Origin of the sequence: Prevotella multiformis (assembly GCF_018127985.1) — a bacterium.
In the GTDB taxonomy this organism is placed as follows: domain Bacteria; phylum Bacteroidota; class Bacteroidia; order Bacteroidales; family Bacteroidaceae; genus Prevotella; species Prevotella multiformis.
The window spans coordinates 957,047-975,000 of sequence record NZ_CP072357.1 but is presented as its reverse complement, the minus strand read 5'-3'; the positions used below and the strand labels follow the sequence as shown (position 1 = coordinate 975,000).

The 17,954-nt window shown below is 53.7% G+C and carries 14 protein-coding genes (1 of these 14 cut by a window edge); 11 read left to right on the top strand and 3 right to left on the bottom strand.

From position 1 onward, the window contains the following. The 9 genes from J4864_RS04060 to J4864_RS04020 all read left to right on the top strand — a co-directional run. Window positions 1–242, top strand: partial view of a hypothetical protein gene (locus tag J4864_RS04060; protein ID WP_211814609.1) — the 3' portion only. 367 nt of this gene lie to the left of the window's left edge; 242 of the gene's 609 nt are visible here — the last part of the coding sequence; its start codon lies beyond the left edge, outside the window; the stop codon is at window positions 240–242. 80 nt (window positions 243–322) lie between these two features. Then, complete coding sequence (locus J4864_RS04055; RefSeq protein WP_211813735.1) at window positions 323–901, top strand: cob(I)yrinic acid a,c-diamide adenosyltransferase; 579 nt, start codon at window positions 323–325, stop codon at window positions 899–901. Window positions 902–954: 53 nt separating this feature from the next. Next, complete coding sequence (locus J4864_RS04050; protein WP_007368922.1) at window positions 955–1,176, top strand: DUF2795 domain-containing protein; 222 nt, start codon at window positions 955–957, stop codon at window positions 1,174–1,176. Between the two features lie 409 nt (window positions 1,177–1,585). Next, on the top strand, window positions 1,586–2,524 hold the full coding sequence (locus J4864_RS04045) for a PorP/SprF family type IX secretion system membrane protein (protein WP_211814608.1): 939 nt from the start codon (window positions 1,586–1,588) through the stop codon (window positions 2,522–2,524). A 9-nt stretch (window positions 2,525–2,533) separates the two neighbouring features. Then, window positions 2,534–4,015, top strand: coding sequence for a T9SS ring complex lipoprotein PorK/GldK (gene porK / locus J4864_RS04040; RefSeq protein WP_211813729.1), 1,482 nt, complete (start codon window positions 2,534–2,536; stop codon window positions 4,013–4,015). Then, the gene (porL, locus tag J4864_RS04035; protein ID WP_211813728.1) at window positions 4,016–4,798 is read left to right on the top strand and encodes a type IX secretion system motor protein PorL/GldL; all 783 of its coding nucleotides are present in this window, start codon (window positions 4,016–4,018) and stop codon (window positions 4,796–4,798) included. It abuts the gene before it with no gap. Window positions 4,799–4,862: 64 nt separating this feature from the next. Further along, complete coding sequence (gene porM / locus J4864_RS04030) at window positions 4,863–6,452, top strand: type IX secretion system motor protein PorM/GldM (RefSeq protein WP_211813723.1); 1,590 nt, start codon at window positions 4,863–4,865, stop codon at window positions 6,450–6,452. 147 nt (window positions 6,453–6,599) lie between these two features. Continuing rightward, window positions 6,600–7,637, top strand: coding sequence for a type IX secretion system ring subunit PorN/GldN (porN, locus tag J4864_RS04025; protein ID WP_211813716.1), 1,038 nt, complete (start codon window positions 6,600–6,602; stop codon window positions 7,635–7,637). A gap of 82 nt (window positions 7,638–7,719) precedes the next feature. Next, complete coding sequence (locus J4864_RS04020; RefSeq protein WP_211813714.1) at window positions 7,720–8,355, top strand: porin family protein; 636 nt, start codon at window positions 7,720–7,722, stop codon at window positions 8,353–8,355. 211 nt (window positions 8,356–8,566) lie between these two features. On the opposite strand, the gene J4864_RS04015 is transcribed toward J4864_RS04020, so the two are convergent. After that, the gene (locus J4864_RS04015) at window positions 8,567–9,289 is read right to left on the bottom strand and encodes a hypothetical protein (RefSeq protein WP_211813712.1); all 723 of its coding nucleotides are present in this window, start codon (window positions 9,287–9,289) and stop codon (window positions 8,567–8,569) included. 154 nt (window positions 9,290–9,443) lie between these two features. Between J4864_RS04015 and priA the strand changes: the two genes are divergently transcribed. Beyond that, window positions 9,444–11,750: a replication restart helicase PriA gene (gene priA / locus J4864_RS04010; protein WP_211813710.1), complete on the top strand. Its 2,307-nt coding sequence runs from the start codon at window positions 9,444–9,446 to the stop codon at window positions 11,748–11,750. Between the two features lie 476 nt (window positions 11,751–12,226). Here the strand turns inward: priA and J4864_RS04005 are convergent, their stop codons facing one another. Together J4864_RS04005 and J4864_RS04000 are read right to left on the bottom strand one after the other, a co-directional pair. Further along, window positions 12,227–13,921, bottom strand: a complete 1,695-nt coding sequence (locus J4864_RS04005; RefSeq protein WP_211813708.1) for a hypothetical protein — start codon at window positions 13,919–13,921, stop codon at window positions 12,227–12,229. Window positions 13,922–14,231: 310 nt separating this feature from the next. Beyond that, the gene (locus tag J4864_RS04000) at window positions 14,232–16,283 is read right to left on the bottom strand and encodes an HD family phosphohydrolase (protein ID WP_007368912.1); all 2,052 of its coding nucleotides are present in this window, start codon (window positions 16,281–16,283) and stop codon (window positions 14,232–14,234) included. Window positions 16,284–16,436: 153 nt separating this feature from the next. Between J4864_RS04000 and gltX the strand changes: the two genes are divergently transcribed. Next, window positions 16,437–17,954, top strand: coding sequence for a glutamate--tRNA ligase (gltX, locus tag J4864_RS03995; protein WP_211813706.1), 1,518 nt, complete (start codon window positions 16,437–16,439; stop codon window positions 17,952–17,954).

Here is a 17,954-nt window from a genome sequence, read left to right as displayed (position 1 = left end):
ACAGTGTCGTCCGCATTTCCTTGGTGGATGGTTATAGATTGTTTGTCAACAAAGCGCTTGATGTCTTGCCTTCCTCTTGTGTTCTGGTCATTGAGCAGATACAGCGGGACAAGGAGACGGAGAATTATTGGAAGGAGCTTATTTCTGATCGGAGAACGGGCGTGACTTTTGACCTGTACTATTGCGGTGTCGTCTTTCTCAACACCAGTGTTGTCAAACAAAACTATATCGTGAATTTTTAGGGTCTGTCCTGGAGATTCCACGTTGACATACCGTTACTAAAAAACGGTAGAATACGGCATCAATTCAACCTGTAAATAAGATGAAGATATATACAAAAGGCGGCGACAAGGGGCTTACATCCCTTTCTGATGGCTCCCGTGCCCGAAAGGATGATTCCCGTATAGAAGTCTGCGGCACACTTGACGAACTGAATGCCCACATAGGGTTGTTGATTTCTCTTTTGTTTCATAATGACGGCACACTGTTGTCTGACGATGTCAAGAACGAACATACCCTCTTTCTCGAGCAGCTTCAGGAAACACTTTTCAGCGTAGGTGCGCTTGTTGTTTCAGGTAAGGATTCCTCCTTGCAGCACCCTGTCATTGTGCGGAATACGATGGAATTAGAGATTCTCATTGACCGCATGGATGCAGAACTCGCCCCTCTGCATCATTTTATCCTTCCGGGCGGTGTTCAGGCTGCGGCGCAGTGTCATGTCTGCCGGACGGTGTGCAGACGTGCGGAAAGACGGATGGTTGCGCTGTCGGCCCACCACGACGTGCCGGAGATTGTTTTGCCCTTTATGAACAGATTGTCAGATTATTTCTTCGTCCTTTCGCGTTATCTGAACATTCATGGCGGTGATGGTGAAAAAACGTGGGGAAACACTTGTAGATAAAAAATAAAATGTTACTTTTGCACGCATTAAGAAACGTGTAAAAAATTAGGAATATGTATTGGACGCTGGAATTGGCCTCTAAGCTGGAAGATGCTCCATGGCCTGCAACAAAAGACGAACTGATCGACTATGCCATACGGTCGGGTGCACCCCTTGAGGTGCTTGAAAACCTCCAGGAGATTGAAGATGAAGGTGATGTCTACGACAGTATCGAGGATATCTGGCCTGATTATCCTTCAAAAGATGATTTCCTGTGGAATGAAGATGAATATTAAAAGGTGGGAAAAGGGTTACTTACATGCAAGTGCGGGTAACCTTTTTTGTTTCGGGCTTTCTGGTGTCTGAGCCGTGATTCTTGTTTCGTACTTCAGGATGGCAATCGCATTTAATTCAAGTGTAGCCGGTCGATACAAACAGGTTGGTGCATGACTCTTTGGCAACCGGGCGTTACTTGCATCCCAACTAACGCCTGTTTGGGCTTCAATCAGGCGTTACTTGCACTGCAATAGGGCATCTCTTCCCCTGTTGTTTGTAACTGGTTGTGTTTCAGTTGATTCATAGATTCCGATTTTATGTGTGTATCATTTCGACCGAAGCATAGATGGGAAAATCTTCTTGAACAGACCAGCCTTAACAAATATGTATTCGAAAGCAATATTTCTTCATCCTGTTCGTTATAAAGGCGTGCTTAAACGCTTGATATTCATAATTGCGCTTGCTTGTCTGGCAGAGGCCTCTGTCAAGGCACAGTATGATCCGTCTTATAGTCATTATTGGGCGATGGAGCCGTCATTCAATCCGGCATCGGTGGGCAAGGACAACAAGCTGAATGTCGTGGGTGCCTATAGTCTCGACTTTGCCGGCTACGAGCATAACCCGAACACATTCTATGTCGGGGCAGACATGCCGCTTTACTTTCTGAGGCAGTACCATGGGGCCGGCATCTCCATCCTCAACGACAAGCTGGGCGTTTTCACCCACCAGCGTGTCAGTGCCCAGTATGCCTTCCGTCATCACCTTTGGGGCGGAATGGTCTCGGCAGGTGTTCAGGCAGGTATGCTCTTCGAGAAGTTCGACGGCTCCAAGCTCGATCCTGAGGAAACGAACGACCCCGCCCTGTCGCAGTCGGAAGTCAACGGGAACCGTCTCGACCTCGGGGCAGGGTTCTACTATACACACCGGAACTGGTTTGTCGGCGCATCCGTCCAGCATCTCAACTCCCCCTTGGTAGAGCTGGGCGAGACCAATGAGCTGCAGGTCAACCGCACGTATTATTTGACAGGCGGATACAATATTAAACTGCATAATCCGTTCCTTACTATACCGGCTTCCGTTCTCGCACGCTATGACGGGACGGTCTCCCGTACAGACCTCACGGCCCGGCTGGTCTATACCCACGAGAAGAAAATGCTTTACGGAGGTGTCTCCTACAGCCCGACCAACTCCGTGACGGCTTTTGCAGGCGGAACGTTCCACGGCATCAACATCGGTTACAGCTATGAAATGTACACCGGTTCTGCTGCCTTCAAGAACGGCAGCCACGGGCTGTTCGTCAGCTATCAGACCGACATCAACCTTCAGAAGAGGGGCCGGAACAAACATAAAAGCGTAAGATTTCTATAGAAAGATATAATGAAAATGAAGAAAAGTATAATCGTTCTCTGTCTCGGTGCAACCTTCCTGGGGACGCTCACAGGCTGTTTCTCCGGTAAGGCGACTTCTTCGTCAGGTCGTGGCGGTGAGGTTACTGGCGTTGGCGGCGCACGTTCCTTCCGCGAACCGACCCCTTATGGCATGACGCTTGTCAAACGCGGCTGGCTGAGGATGGGTCTGGAGAAGCAGGATTCCCTCTGGGGCAAGAAGACTCCGGTAAAGGACATTTCCGTTGACGGCTTCTGGATGGATGAAACGGAGGTCACCAACTCCGAGTACAAGCAGTTCGTAGAGTGGGTTCGCGACTCCATTCTCCGCACCCGTCTGGCAGATCCGGCATACGGCGGCGACGAGACTTATATGATCACGGAGGATAAGAACGGCGATCCTGTCACCCCCCATCTGAACTGGAACAAGCGTCTTCCCCGCAAGCCTACCGAGGACGAACAGCGCGCCTTCGAGAGTCTCTATGTGACCAATCCTGTCACGGGGGAGAAGAGCCTTGATGCCAGACAGATGAACTACCGTTATGAAATCTATGACTATACGACCGCGGCCCTTCGCCGCAACCGGATGAATCCGCAGGAACGCAACCTGAATACGGATGTCACGGTCGACCCGGACGAAGTGGTGATGATTTCCAAGGATACGGCGTATGTGGATGACAACGGCATGATCCACAACGAGACCATCAACCGCCCGCTGACAGGCCCCTGGGACTTCCTGAACACCTATATCGTCAACATCTATCCTGATACGACCTGCTGGGTCAATGACTTCCGGAATTCGGACAACGAGATCTATCTCCGTAATTATTTCAGCAATCCTACTTACAACAACTATCCGGTTGTCGGTGTCACGTGGGAGCAGGCCAACGCTTTCTGTGCGTGGCGGACAGAGTACCTGCTCAAGGGACTCGGCAAGGAAGCCCGCTACGTGCAGCGTTACCGTCTCCCGACTGAAGCCGAGTGGGAGTATGCTGCCCGGGGGAAGAACCAAGACGAGTTCCCTTGGGACAATCATAACGTGAAGAACGGCAACGGCTGTTTCTTCGCCAACTTCAAGCCGGATCGTGGAAATTACACGAAGGACGGCAACCTGATTACCAGCAAGGTGGGCATCTACGGTGCCAATTCCAACGGCCTGTTCGACATGGCGGGGAACGTCGCCGAGTGGACCAGTACGGTCTACACCGAGGCCGGGGTGGATGCGATGAACGACCTCAATCCGCAGCTCGACTACAAGGCGGCCCGGGAAGACCCCTACCGGCTGAAGAAGAAGAGTGTGCGAGGAGGAAGCTGGAAGGATCCGGAGAGCTATATCCGCAGTGCGTGGCGCACATGGGAGTACCAGAACCAGCCCCGCAGTTACATCGGCTTCCGTTGTGTCCGCAGTCTTGCCAGCTCGTCCAGCGAGGCTGCCAGGGAGAATAAGAAAAGCAGTAAGAAAAAGAGAAGATAAATGACACAGTACAGTAAATACAATTTCGTTTACCGTCTGCAGAAGTGGATGGACAGCGTCCCCGGACAGACGTTCCTCAACTATGGTTACAGCTGGGGTGCTTCGGTGGTTATTCTCGGTGCATTGTTCAAGCTGACCCACCTGCCGGGAGCCAACATCATGCTCTATTTCGGTATGGGTACAGAGGTTGTCGTGTTCTTCCTTTCGGCTTTCGACCGTCCGTTTGACAAGACGGATGACGGGCGTGAACTCGCCACGCACGTGACGGAAGAGTATCTTGGTGGAGACAGAAACGGCGTTGCCCCGCAGCCGTCTCCGGTCTCTCCGGCCGGTGTCGCAGCTGCAGGGTCGCAGCCGGTCCCGTCGGCGAGTGACATTGCGGCGGCAGTCGTCAGCCAACAGAGCAAGGTGATTGCCGATGCACAGCAGCAGACGCCGGAGATGGTAGAAGCGCAGACGAATTATGTATCTGCATTGCAGAACCTGACGGAAATGCTGGGTAAGGTGAATGACCAGAGCCAGCGTCTTACCCGGGACAGCGAAGAGATGGAAAACCTCAACCGCACTCTTACGGGTATTGCGAAAGTTTACGAAATGCAGCTCAAGGGAGCCAGCCAGCAGATCGGTACCATTGACCAGATCAATGAGCAGACCCGCAGGATGGCGCATCAGATTGAACAGCTCAACAGCATCTATGCCCGGATGATTGAGGCGATGACGGTCAACATGCGCGCGGCCGCCCCCGGTGCTGCCCCCCAGTCTCCCGCTTCCGGGAGCTTGTAAAGAAGTGTCATGGCGGGGAGGAAGTCTGCCTGCAGATGTCTTCCCGCAGCAAAGAATAGAATGAATGGCTATTAAGAAGAGAAAGATTTCCCCTCGCCAGAAGATGATCAATCTTATGTACATCGTCCTCATGGCGATGCTGGCATTGAATATCTCTACCGAGGTGCTCAATGGCTTCTCTGTCGTAGAAGAGAGCCTGAACCGCACGACGGGAAACTCATCCAAGGAGAATGAGGCCATCTTCGGCGAGCTGGACCAGATGATGCGCAAGAATCCGCAGAAGGTAAAGGAGTGGTTCATGATGGCATCGACGGTCAGGGAGATGAGCGATTCGCTCTACGACTATGCGCAGTCGCTGAAAGTCGCCATTGTCCGTGAGGCCGACGGTGAGAAGGGAGACCCCTTGCACATCGATGGGAAAGACAATATCGAAGCGGCCAGCTACATCATGCTGAACCCGGCGAACGGGCAGGGGCACAGACTCTATGAGGCAATCAACAGTTACCGTATGCGCATTCTCCGGTTCGTGACCGATCCCCGGCAGAAGAAGATCATCGCCAGCAACCTCTCCACGGTTGTTCCCCGTCATTCGATGGGGAAGAACTGGGAAGAGTATATGTTTGAGAATATGCCTGTCGCCGCAGCTGTGACGCTGCTCTCCAAGCTGCAGAGCGATGTCCGCTATGCTGAGGGCGAGGTGCTGCATACGCTGGTAGCGAACGTCGGGCTGAAGGACTTGCGCGTCAACAAGCTGCAGGCTTTTGTCGTCCCGAGCCAGACACGCCTCTACCCGGGTGAGACGATGACGGCCCGGATGTTCATGGCCGCCGTTGATTCTACGCAGCAGCCCCTGGTCTATGTCAACGGACAGCAGATCAAGGGCAATCAGATGACCGTCAAAGCAGGTATGCCGGGCAGGCATACGCTGAGCGGATATATCCTTGTCAAGGATCTGGCGGGCAATGTGCTACGCCGTAACTTCTCCCAGGACTACTGGGTCACAGGCGGTCCGCAGCCCCGGCAGTATATCAGTCCGGAAGGGATGCAGAAAATCCCGCCGTTCGACGGTATGGCGACGATTGCCGCTGACCTGATGAACGTGCTCTATGCAGGCTTTGACAACCCGATAACCATCAGCATCCCCAACACATCACAGGGAGATGTGCAGGCGACGATGTCGGGCGGATCTCTCGTGTCACGCGGTGGAGGGCACTTCATCGCACGGCCGTCGGCTGTCGGTCAGCCGGTCACGATTGCCGTGTCTGCCAAGGGACGCAGGATAGGGGAGTACAAGTTCCGTGTCCGCAAGCTGCCGGATCCGTCACCGTACATCGCCATGGGGACTGACCGGTTCAAGAGCGGCGCACTGTCAAAGGCAGCCCTCATGTCGGCACCGGGCATCCATGCGGCCATTGACGACGGTCTGCTCGACATTCCGTTCACGGTCACCAGCTTCCGTGTCGTCTTTTTCGACAATATGGGCAATGCTGTTCCCCTGGCAAGCAATGGCGCTTCCTTCTCAGCACAGCAGAAGGAACAGTTCCGCCAGCTGAGCCGTAACAAGCGGTTCTACATCACCAATGTTGTCGTTCATGGCCCTGACGGGACAACGAGAACCCTTAATGGAAGAAACATGGAAGTGATAGTGAGATAGTCGGCGGCCGCGGCAGTCGGCAACGGACGGTTGGCAGTCGACAGTCTGTCACTTTCCATGACAGTCTGTCACAGTCTCTTCGATGTTGCTTCTTTCTGAGAGATTCGGAGAGGAGGTTCCGCTTATCAAAGGACAAACAAATAAACAATGAAAAGAATAATTCTCATAACCTGCGCAGCTTTTCTGGCACTTACGGCAAGTGCCCAGCCTGCTGCACGTCGCAGTTCACAGCACCGGTCGCCGGGCAATACGATAACGACCCGTGCGCAGATTTCCTTTCCTACGGCAGCTCCCATGCAGGAGGATGTTGTCTGGCGGCGTGACATTTATCGTGAACTGAAGCTCACCGAGGATGCCAATGCGGGTCTGTATTATCCTGTCGAGCCTGTCGGTTCGCAGATGAATCTGTTTACCTATATCTTTAAGCTGATGATGAACGGACCCAACCGTGGCGGCATCGCAGCCTATAACTACCGTATGGACGGCAATGAGGTGTTTACGGATTCAGCGAGGGTGAAGCCTCTGCAGTTTCTCGACAACTACCACATCTTCTACGAGCGTACGGACCATGGCATCCGGCTCGACAACAGCGACATTCCCTCCGGTGAGGTGAAGGGCTATTACCTCAAGGAAAGCGCCTATTACGACCAGGGAACTTCTACGTTTCACCGCAAGGTCGTAGCCCTCTGCCCGATTATGTATCGTGAAGATGACTTCGGTGACGGCGAAGTCAAATATCCGCTCTTCTGGGTCCGTTACGATGATCTGGCACCTTTCCTTTCCAAGCAGATCATCATGACCAGCAACCTGAACAATGCTGCTACGATGAGTGTGGACGACTATTTCACGATGAACCTCTATCAGGGAAAGATTTACAAGACGACCAACATGCTGGGCAAGACGCTTGCACAATACTGTCCTACCGACTCTGCCATGGCTGCAGAGCAGAAAAAGATAGAACGTGAGCTGACCGACTTCGAGAAGACCGTCTACGGTGATCCGGCCCGGCGCGACAGTCTCGACAGCATTGCTGCCTCCAAGGAAGCGGAGAAAGCACCTAAGAAGATGGGGCGCAGCCGCCGCGGTGCATCGACAGGCAGCATCCGCCGTACCCGCCGGCCTTCATCAGGCAGCGGCTCCGGCTCCGGTCCTGCACGTGTTACTGTCCGTCGGGAACGGCATTGACAGGATTCTTATATGTTTAACAGGATATGCGGATGCAGGGAGCAGTGCTGCCGGCAACCGCTATCGTTGACAATTGATGATTATGAAGAGAACTTTTCTATTGGCTTTAATGGCTTTGACGGCTTTTCCCTCCGTTTCGGTACGTGCGGACGAGCCTCTGAAGTTCGGTCTGAAGGCAGGTTTGAATGTGAGTGATTTCCGTTTCAGCAGTGATGTGTTCGACGAGACGAACAAGGCCGGCTGGTTCTTCGGCCCTACGGTTAAGTTCACTCTGCCGGTCGTCGGTCTGGGAATGGATGCTTCGGTACTCTACGACTACCGTTCTGCCAAGCTCGATTATGAATCGGAAAAAAAGACCGTGAAGCAGCAGCAGATTGCCGTTCCCTTGAATGTACGTTATGCCATCGGGCTCGGCAGTACGGCCAGCATCTTCTTCTTTGCCGGTCCGCAGGTGGCATTCAATGTCGGCGACAAGGATTTCCATTGGATGAAAGGAAGCAGCTATGCACTGAAGAAGAGCAACTTCAGCATTAACCTCGGTTTCGGCATCACCGCTTTGAAACATCTCCAGGTAAGTGCCAATTACAATGTCGCCTGTGGCAAGACGGCTGATGTCACTTGGAAATCGGCTACGCAGGCTGCCGGCGGTGCGCTCGGACTCAACAAGAAGAGCAGCCGCAACAACTCCTGGCAGCTGGGCGTGGCCTACTTCTTCTGACGGTACCGACCCATAACCTCTTTTATATTGCAGCAATCTGTCCCCATTCCTCGCCGAAGGAATGGGGATTTTCGTTTCTATGCGGCTGTGGACCGGGTTGGTGATGACCGATGGCTTCCGGTCTCCGTGGCGGTTGGACTTGTAAAGCGGTTGGGCTTGTAAAAAGGATGATGCAGCCGGAAGCAGACACCGGGAAAGTCCATCAACGGCCTTATTCCTTTTCCTTTGACAGATTCTCTTTTACGAACAGCCGGATCGACCCTTCGCAGTCGGCATCATTCCCTTCCCGCACGGCAGCAGCCATCCAGTAAGCATATCGTCCTGTCCGTAATCCAGTAAGTGCGTCGGGATCGCTTCCGTAACGGAACTCTATATGGCAGGTCTCTTCAGGTGTGTCTGGCCGGAAGAAGAAATAGGTGAATTCATCCTTGTTGCCATCGTCGCTCTTGAATTTGTGCGTGTCCAGACTCTTGTCGTAATCATATTCAGAGTAGTTGTGTGAGAACAGCACATTCCCTTGGCCATCCAGCCCCTTGATGTTTCTTCCGCTGATGATGAATTTTGCCACTCCTTGTTTGAAGCCGCAGTCGAATTGATAGGGACCTGAGAAGTCCATGTCGCTGTTGGGATGGTCGCCGAATTTGGCGATGGCCTCCTGTCCGATCACTGTTCCCGCCATGCTGTTCTTCATCTTTTCTACGGCTGCCGGCGCCTGTCCGATGCCCGTGTATTTCGCCGTCTCACTGATCCACAGCCGGTCCCATTTGGGAGCGTTGATTCCCTGCTCACTGAAAAGCGGGACATACGTTCCCGCCAGCTTTCCCTGTAAAGCCGAAGGCATCATGTCCTGTTGGTTTCCGTTCTCTGAGTGACATGCCGTTGTCATACCGATAAGGCCGAGCAGGCATAAGGTGATGAAAATGACTTTTTTCATAATTCTCTGTTTGAAAGGTGAATAGCGTATGTAATCTGTCGCAAAAATAGAAATTTTCCGACGGCCGTACAATACCTAAAGATGATGATTTCATTGTACACGTGCCATTTTATTCGTACCTTTGCGACCCTACTGTACGATTTATATCCGACGAATGACTTACGCAAACATCATCTTGCCCCTGCCTCTGGAAGGCTATTTCACATACGGTGTGCCCGAGACGCTTGCCCCGAGGATCCAACCGGGAATGCGGGTGTCAGTGCCTTTGGGCAAGAGCAGGATGTACGTCGGAATCGTGGCAGACTATCCTGTAAATATCCCGGATCCATCGGGGAATGGATGCGGAAAAGAGAAGAAAATCGTTTATAGGGATATAGTGGATGTCCTGGACAGTGCTCCCGTGCTTCTCCCCCGGCAATTGAAGCTGTGGCGGTGGATCGCCGATTATTATATGTCGCCCATCGGCGAGGTCTACAAGGCAGCACTCCCGTCCGGACTGAAGGCGGAAGACGGTTTCCGTCCGCGCACTGAGCTATACATCCGTCTGGCCGACAGATTCCGGGACGGGCGCACACTCACTCTGATGCTTGATTCCATGAAGCGGGCGGCGAAGCAGGTGGAAGTGCTCATGGCGTATCTCCGGCTGGCAGGAGTCGATGGAATGGACGATTTCTCACCGTCGACCCCTCTCCGTGAGGTGACGAGGGAGGAACTGATGAATGTCACCCATGCTTCCGTGGCGGTCGTACGGGCCTTGCAGGAACGGCGGCTTCTTGTCACTTACGAGAAAGAAGTCGGCAGACTGAACTCTGGTACTGCATCGCATCCCGAACGCATGAAGCCCCTGAACGAAGCGCAGACAGAGGCCTATAACCAGATACTCCTGCAGATGATGGGACATCCGGTAACCCTGCTGCACGGCGTGACCTCCTCGGGAAAGACCGAAATCTATATCCATCTGATCCAGAAAGCCATCAACGAGCACAAGCAGGTACTTTATCTGCTTCCGGAGATTGCCCTCACCGTACAGATAACCGGACGGTTGCAGGCGGTGTTCGGCAACCGGCTGGGCATTTACCACAGCAAGTACAGCGATGCCGAGCGGGTGGAGATATGGAAGAAGCAGCTCTCAGAGACCCCTTACGATGTGATACTGGGTGCGAGAAGTGCCGTCTTCCTCCCGTTCCAGCGGCTCGGTCTGGTCATCATCGACGAGGAACATGAGCAGAGTTTCAAGCAGCAGGATCCGGCGCCGCGCTATCATGCACGGTCGGCTGCCATTGTCCTGGCACGGATGTATGCCGGTGCGAAGACACTTCTGGGAACGGCTACCCCTGCGATGGAAACTTATTATAATGCCCGGCAGGGCAAGTACGGACTTGTTGAGCTGACACGCCGTTACAAGGATCTGCAGCTTCCCGCAGTCGAGGTGGTGGACATCAAAGACCTCTACCGGCGGAAGATGATGACAGGGCCGTTCTCGCCACGGCTGCTTGCCGCCGTAAGAGATGCGCTGGGACGGGGCGAGCAGGCCATCCTTTTCCAGAACCGGCGGGGATTTGCCCCGATGGTGGAATGCCGGCAGTGCGGCTGGGTGCCGAAATGCCCCGACTGCGACGTGTCGCTTACCTACCACAAGAACATGAACTACCTCACCTGCCACTACTGTGGCTACACGATGCGTGTGCCGGAGGTATGCCCCTGCTGCGAGAGCAGAGACATCCGCGGACGCGGTTACGGTACGGAAAAGATAGAGGATGAAATCCGCAACATTTTCCCCGAGGCGCGCATTGCCCGCATGGACCTCGACACCACCCGGACGCGCAATGCCTACGAACGTCTGATCCATGATTTCTCCACGGGAAAGAGCAACCTCCTGATCGGTACGCAGATGATTTCCAAGGGGCTGGATTTCGACAAGGTGTCGGTCGTGGGCATCCTGAATGCCGACACGATGCTGAACTATCCCGACTTCCGCGCTTACGAGCAGTCGTTTATGATGATGAGTCAGGTCAGCGGACGGGCGGGACGGAAAGGAAAGCGGGGGCTGGTCATCCTGCAGACGAAGAGCCCGGATCTGCCGGTTATCCGGCAGGTGGTGGAGAATGACTACCGGGCATTCTATTCTGACCTGCTGGCAGAACGGCATGATTTCCATTATCCTCCGTTCTATCATCTCATCTATGTCTACTTGAAGCACAGAGAGGAAAATACGGTCAATTCTGCAGGACTGGAACTCGGCAGCCGCCTGCGTGAAATCTTCGGCAGCCGTGTGCTCGGGCCGGACAAACCCGCCGTGGCGCGCGTGAAGACGCTGAGCATCCGGAAGATCGTGCTGAAACTTGAGAACGGGATCGATTATGCACGTGTCCGCCAGTATCTTCGTGGCGCCATGGAGGCAATGTTGAAAGACAGGCGTTACGGTGCTCTTCAGGTGTATTATGATGTCGATCCGCAATAGGTGCGCCTGTATTTGCCTGATGAAATCTATTCCGACACACCCATGTTCTGACGGTGTGATAACATAGTAAGCCTGTAATTGCCAGATAAAATCTATTCCTATACGCCCTGTAAACCTCCGGAAGCTGTCACACGTTCAAGAAGACACACCCCGGAAGGCGGTAAAGCCTGTTGTTCCCGACCGGTTGGGAATACCATTCCCAAGCCTTGGGAACAGAAGTCCCAACCGGTTGGGAACAGCATTCCCAGGCCTTGGTTGCAGAATCTTCTTGACAAAGAACCGGCTTCCGGGAGTCGTTTTGGTTGCGGATGCCCTGTGCGACCGGCTGTAAGGGGAGCAAGGGGAAATCGTGCGGGCTGATAACGGAAAGCGGGTGTGCCAATATGCCGTTGGAAGAGCGGACGGGAAAGTCCGCATCGGCATATCTGACACACCCGCCAGTATTTTTGATGGGTATGGTTTTGTGTTCCGGCAGTTTAGAAGTCGATGTCCAGCCCGACTCCTAAAACCTTGTTGGTGCGGGTGAAGATGTCGGTGTTCTTCGTTGCTATCGTCTTCGGCTGTGTCAGGACGGTCCCGTCAGGCTGTGTCACCTGCTGGCTGCCCACAGTGATGGCATCGTTGTATTCCTTCTTGAAGTTGGAATAGTCCGTAAAGAAATAAGCCACGTTGAGATGGATGTTTCTGGCCACCTTGACCTTTGCCCCGAATCCGAAGCTGTAACTGCTGGTAACGAAACTGAGATCGGTGAGATACTTGCCGTCGCCGAGACCATAGAGCGTGCGCTGTCCGCCTGCACTGACGGTAACGGCCGGTGTGACATCCCACTCGACACCGGCAAGGAACTCCTGCGTGTTCTTTTTGAGAAAACGCTGTTTGTTGTTGTCCATGCGTGCATCCTTGTCGAAATAATAGTTGTAGCCCGCCATGATGCGGAGGTTCTTCAGCACTTCGTACTGTGCGCCGAGGGCGAGGATTCCGGGGAGGTCATTCGGCGTGTTCACTCCATTCTCATAGTGGTGTGTGTCGTCTCGCTTGGTGTCATTCTCGATGTTGAACTTCGTCGTGAACTCGTAGCGTGCGGCGAGGTTCCATTTGCCTGATCGGTAGTCGATGCCGAGGACAGGCGTGATGCCCCAGCCCCGCTGCCGTACATCCACATAGCGGTCCTTTACCAGTTCCTTGCTGCTGTTCAGTTTGTCAGCACCGGCCCTGACGAGCTTCGCCCCCTCGCTGGCCCGCTTCGCTCCGGCGGCATACTGGTCGGCAGCTCCCTGAAGCTGTGCTTTTACCGTCGGGTCGGTCGCGGCATTCGCCTGTGCCTGGTAAGCTGCCGCCTGTGTCTGTGCCGCCACCGCCTGTGCCTGCAGGACATTGGCCTTTTCGCCCAGTGCCTTTGCCTTGGCATCAAAATAGCCGTAGAGGTTCTGGTTGTTTCCGCCTACATTGGCAGAGATGTCGGTGATGTTCCCTTCGTACTTGTTGTAGATATAGTTGAACCGGGCACCGCCGTATACGGACAGATGCTCGTTGACCTTGTAGGCGACACCCAGCTGGAGTCCGAAGTCGTACTGCTGGCCGCTCATGTAGCTCTGCATGCTGTAAGAGGTAGCAGGCGTTTCCTGCTGTCCGAGAAGCTGTGCGAAGGCAGGCAGCTGCTGGTTGATCAGTGCGGGGAGCAGGGAAACCTGCCGTTCGAAGCTGGGCAGACCGTCGTTGAAGGTGGCCTTCCCGCCGCCGCCCGTCAGTCCGAATCCGGCCTGAAAGCTCCATCTGTCCTTGTTGTAGGCTACCTGGAAGGACGGAAGAATAGGAACGGAAGCCTTTCCCTTATAGAACTTGCTGCCGTCCTTTTGACCGCCGTTCAGCAAGAAAGGCTGTGAGAAAGGCTGCAGGGAAGGGATCTGCTGGAAAGCGGGAACGGTAAAGGAGGAGGTGATCTCACGCGTCTGATAAACGTTCTGGAAGTTTAGCGAGAGATGGAACCCCTGGTCAAGGAATACTACTCCGGCAGGATTAAAGTACACACCGTCTATGCCGATGGCGCCTACTCGTGCGAAATTACGGTTGAAGGCAATGTTCTGATTGGTGTTTGTAAGCAGTCCCCCGGCTTGTAATGGGGTCGTCATTGCCAGCAATGCCGCGGCAATGAGCGTCTTCTGATACTTCATTGAATGAATTGTAAGTATATATAAAACCTGTAAAATTTGGCTGCAAAGTTAAGTATATTGTTCTAAATCTCCAAATTTTTACTTGCTTTTTACCGGTTGTCGGACCGGACCGGAGCTATCCGGACTTAGATAAATCAGATAGCCTGGCCATATCAGCTAGACTGGCTAGGCTATCTATACTATCTATGCCTGGCAGACCTGGCATTGCCAGGGCCGCTGTTCAAAATTATTGCTGTCCGATTAAACCTCTATATGCTACAACAATCGGGCACCAATAATTCAAAATAGATGGAAGGCAGCCGGAAAGTCTCTACACTTTCAGCTGCGGGTATTGGATTCGGGTGTGATACATCGCCTTGAGCCGCTCGATGAGTACGTTCTTGGCAGCCGTGATGTCGCGGAAGGTGATGGGGCAGTCGGTGAAGTTGCCGTCAGCCACCTGTCCGTCGATGAGGCGGTTGACCAGTTCGCTGATGCTCTCTTCGGTGTATTCCTGCAGAGAGCGGGAGGCGGCCTCCACCGTATCGCTCATCATGAGGATGGCCTGTTCACGGGTAAAGGGGTTGGGGCCGGGATAACGGAACTGGTCCTCGTTGACTTCCTCGTCAGGGTGCTCGTTCTTGTAATGGATATAGAAGTACTTGGCAAGTCCGGTCCCGTGATGTGTCGTGATGAACTCCTTGATTTCCCGTGGCAGATTGTATTGCTCTGCCAGTTTCAGCCCTTCGGTCACGTGACTGATGATGATGCGTGCGCTCTCCAGGTCGTTCAGCTTGTCATGTGGGTTCACGCCGGCCTGGTTCTCGGTGAAGAAAGCTGGGTTGAGCATCTTCCCGATGTCGTGATAGAGTGCGCCGGTACGTACCAGCTGGCTCTTCGCACCGATTCTGTTGGCTATTTCCGTGGCGAGATTCCCCACCGTGATGGAGTGCTGGAAAGTTCCCGGGGCGACCTCGCTGAGACGGCGCAGCAGCTCGTTGTTCGTATTCGACAGCTCGAACATCGTCACCGTCGAGACGAATCCGAAGGTCTTCTCGATCACCAGCATCAGCGGATAGGTGAAGAGGAGGAAGAAGCCGTTGACGGCAAAGTGATAGTACATGGTCTGGTCGAGCTTCGAAAGGTCGTCGGCCTGGATGAGCTGGAGCGAGAAATAGACGGCTGCTGACCCGATCGTGACGAGGATGGCCGTGAGAAAGATCTGACTTCGTTTCGACAGCTCACGCAGGGAATAGATGGCCACGAGGCCGGCTACAAGCTGCACGATGATGAACTCGTACTGGTATTTCACGGCAACGGCACTGATGAGCACCATTGTCGCATGGCCGATGAAAGCCGTCCGTGAATCCATGAACACCCGGAAGAAAATCGCCGCCATGGAGAACGGCAGGATGTAGACGCTCAGGATGTTGTGCTCCATCATCAGCGATGTGAGGATCGGGAAGATGACGATCATCACATAGAGCAGGGAGATGGAGCGCGGCTTGTCGAAGTAGTCCTTGCGGAAAAGCGCCAGATACAGGGTGAACAGCCCGATGAGGATAAGCACGTAGAGACTCTGCCCGATGAGTGTCGAGGTTATCTCGGCTTCGGTTGCATTGCGTTTCTCCATGGCCTGTTCGAAGGAGTTGAGTACACGGTAGGTCTTGGCATCGACGATGTCGCCGCGGTCGATGATGCGCTGACCTTCCAGCACCATGCCCGAGGCTTGCGGGATGAGGCTGAGCATATCGTTCATCTCCGTCTCGCTGCGGTCCTTGTCGTAGACGAGATTGGGCTCGATGTATTCATTCAGGTTGCATTGCTGCAGCACCGAGCGTTTCGGTCCGAGTAACGGATCCATGAAGAGATGTTCGTAGGCGCCGAGCGTGGAGAAGGTCTTGCTGATGGGCACGCTGACCGCCTGTTTCCCTGTCACCACCCGTATGAGGTTGTCGCTGTCCTTGACCAGCGTGGAATACTGCTGCGGGTCGATGATGCCGGCTTCGTAGACCTCGTGCAGCCGGCGTGCAATCACTTCGACATATTCCTGCGGCAGTCCCGGGATGCCGCTTCTGTATGCGTGTCTGAACTCGTCGATATTCTTCTTCTCGACCGTCGGGCTGATGTTGAAGTATGGTTGGAAATGCTTCATCATCGAGTCGCGCTCCGCCTTCAAAGCCTCTTCGGTCTTGAAGATGGGGAAGTCGAATTTGGCTATCAGCTGCCCGTACATCCAGGGTTTGCCCTCGTCATAGTGGAAGAGCTTGCCCCTTGTGCGGGGAAGGAAAAGCACGATCAGCACCACGGTCACGATGACCAGTGCCGTCCTCGAAATCATGTTGCGCCAATAGTGATGGCTGATGTTTCTGAATCTAATCATTATTGTCTTCGTTTCGTGAATGTCCAGACGACCTGTCCGGCCTTGATGAGGCAATATGCTAACAACTTGCGAAAATACTAAAAATATGGCGTATAGTCAAAAAAAAACATTAATTTTGCAGGGAAAATAATATTTAAGACTTTCATCAAGACAATGGCAGAAAGAAATGTGAGGGTGCGCTTTGCACCGAGTCCTACGGGTGCCTTGCATATCGGCGGTGTGCGTACGGCTTTGTACAACTACCTTTTCGCCCGTCAGCATGGCGGCAAACTGATTTTCCGTATTGAAGATACGGATTCCAACCGTTTCGTCCCGGGAGCAGAGGAGTACATCCTTGACTCGTTCAAATGGCTGGGTATCGGGTTCGACGAGGGGGTCAGCTTCGGTGGGGAATACGGCCCTTACCGTCAGAGTGAGCGTCGTGAGATTTACAAGGAATACGTCCGTCAGCTGCTGGATGCAGGCAAGGCTTACATTGCTTTCGACACACCGGAAGAGCTGGAAGCCAGACGCAAGGAGATTCAGAACTTCCAGTATGACGCCCACACACGTATGCAGATGCGCAACTCGCTGACGATGTCGAAGGAAGAAGTGGACGGTCTGATTGACGACGGACAGCAGTTTGTTGTCCGCTTCAAGGTCGAGCCGGGAGAGGAAGTCCATGTCAACGACATGATTCGGGGCGATGTCTGCATCAAAAGTGACATTCTGGATGACAAGGTGCTTTACAAGAGTGCGGACGAGCTGCCTACCTATCATCTTGCCAACATTGTCGACGACCACCTGATGGAAATATCCCATGTCATCCGTGGTGAGGAGTGGCTGCCCAGTGCGCCGCTGCACGTCTTGCTTTATCGTGCTTTCGGCTGGGAAGACAGCATGCCGCGTTTTGCCCATCTGCCTCTGTTGCTGAAGCCGGAGGGCAAGGGCAAGCTCAGCAAGCGGGACGGCGACCGTCTCGGCTTTCCGGTCTTCCCGTTGGAATGGCACGATCCTAAGACCGGAGAGGTCAGCTCCGGCTATCGTGAGAGCGGCTACTTTCCCGAGGCGGTGGTCAACTTCCTGGCGTTGCTGGGCTGGAACCCCGGTACGGAACAGGAACTCTTCTCGCTCGATGAGCTTGTACAGGCATTTGACATCACGAAATGTTCAAAGAGCGGAGCCAAGTTCGACTATAAGAAAGGAATGTGGTTCAACCATGAGTATATCCTCCGCAAGAGTGATGATGAAATAGCCGGACTCTTCGCTCCCATTGTTGCCAACAATGGTGTCGAGGCCACGATGGATCAGGTGAAGCAGGTCGTTCACATGATGAAGGACCGTGTCAGCTTTGTGAAGGAGCTGTGGGAGCTTTGCTCTTTCTTCTTCATTGCCCCGACAAGCTACGACGAGAAAACCGTCAAGAAGCGGTGGAAGGAATATTCGGCACAGCAGATGACCGAACTGGCGGCAGTGCTCGAGGGAATAGAAGATTTCTCTGTTGAAGGGCAGGAGGCTGCCGTCATGAAGTGGGTGGAGGACAAGGGCTATAAGCTCGGTGACATCATGAATGCCTTTCGGCTCACGCTCGTCGGCATCGGCAAGGGCCCGGGTATGTTCGACATCTCCGCTTTCCTCGGGAAGGAGGAGACCTTAAAACGAATGCGCAAGGCAATTGAAGTACTTGGATGA

Coding starts and splice junctions, on each gene's coding strand:
- J4864_RS04055 (WP_211813735.1), top strand. CDS start 323: ATGAAGATATATACAAAAGGCGGCGACAAGGGGCTTACATCCCTTTCT.
- J4864_RS04050 (WP_007368922.1), top strand. CDS start 955: ATGTATTGGACGCTGGAATTGGCCTCTAAGCTGGAAGATGCTCCATGG.
- porK (WP_211813729.1), top strand. CDS start 2,534: ATGAAAATGAAGAAAAGTATAATCGTTCTCTGTCTCGGTGCAACCTTC.
- porL (WP_211813728.1), top strand. CDS start 4,016: ATGACACAGTACAGTAAATACAATTTCGTTTACCGTCTGCAGAAGTGG.
- porM (WP_211813723.1), top strand. CDS start 4,863: ATGGCTATTAAGAAGAGAAAGATTTCCCCTCGCCAGAAGATGATCAAT.
- porN (WP_211813716.1), top strand. CDS start 6,600: ATGAAAAGAATAATTCTCATAACCTGCGCAGCTTTTCTGGCACTTACG.
- J4864_RS04020 (WP_211813714.1), top strand. CDS start 7,720: ATGAAGAGAACTTTTCTATTGGCTTTAATGGCTTTGACGGCTTTTCCC.
- J4864_RS04015 (WP_211813712.1), bottom strand. CDS start 9,289: ATGAAAAAAGTCATTTTCATCACCTTATGCCTGCTCGGCCTTATCGGT.
- priA (WP_211813710.1), top strand. CDS start 9,444: ATGACTTACGCAAACATCATCTTGCCCCTGCCTCTGGAAGGCTATTTC.
- J4864_RS04005 (WP_211813708.1), bottom strand. CDS start 13,921: ATGAAGTATCAGAAGACGCTCATTGCCGCGGCATTGCTGGCAATGACG.
- J4864_RS04000 (WP_007368912.1), bottom strand. CDS start 16,283: ATGATTAGATTCAGAAACATCAGCCATCACTATTGGCGCAACATGATT.
- gltX (WP_211813706.1), top strand. CDS start 16,437: ATGGCAGAAAGAAATGTGAGGGTGCGCTTTGCACCGAGTCCTACGGGT.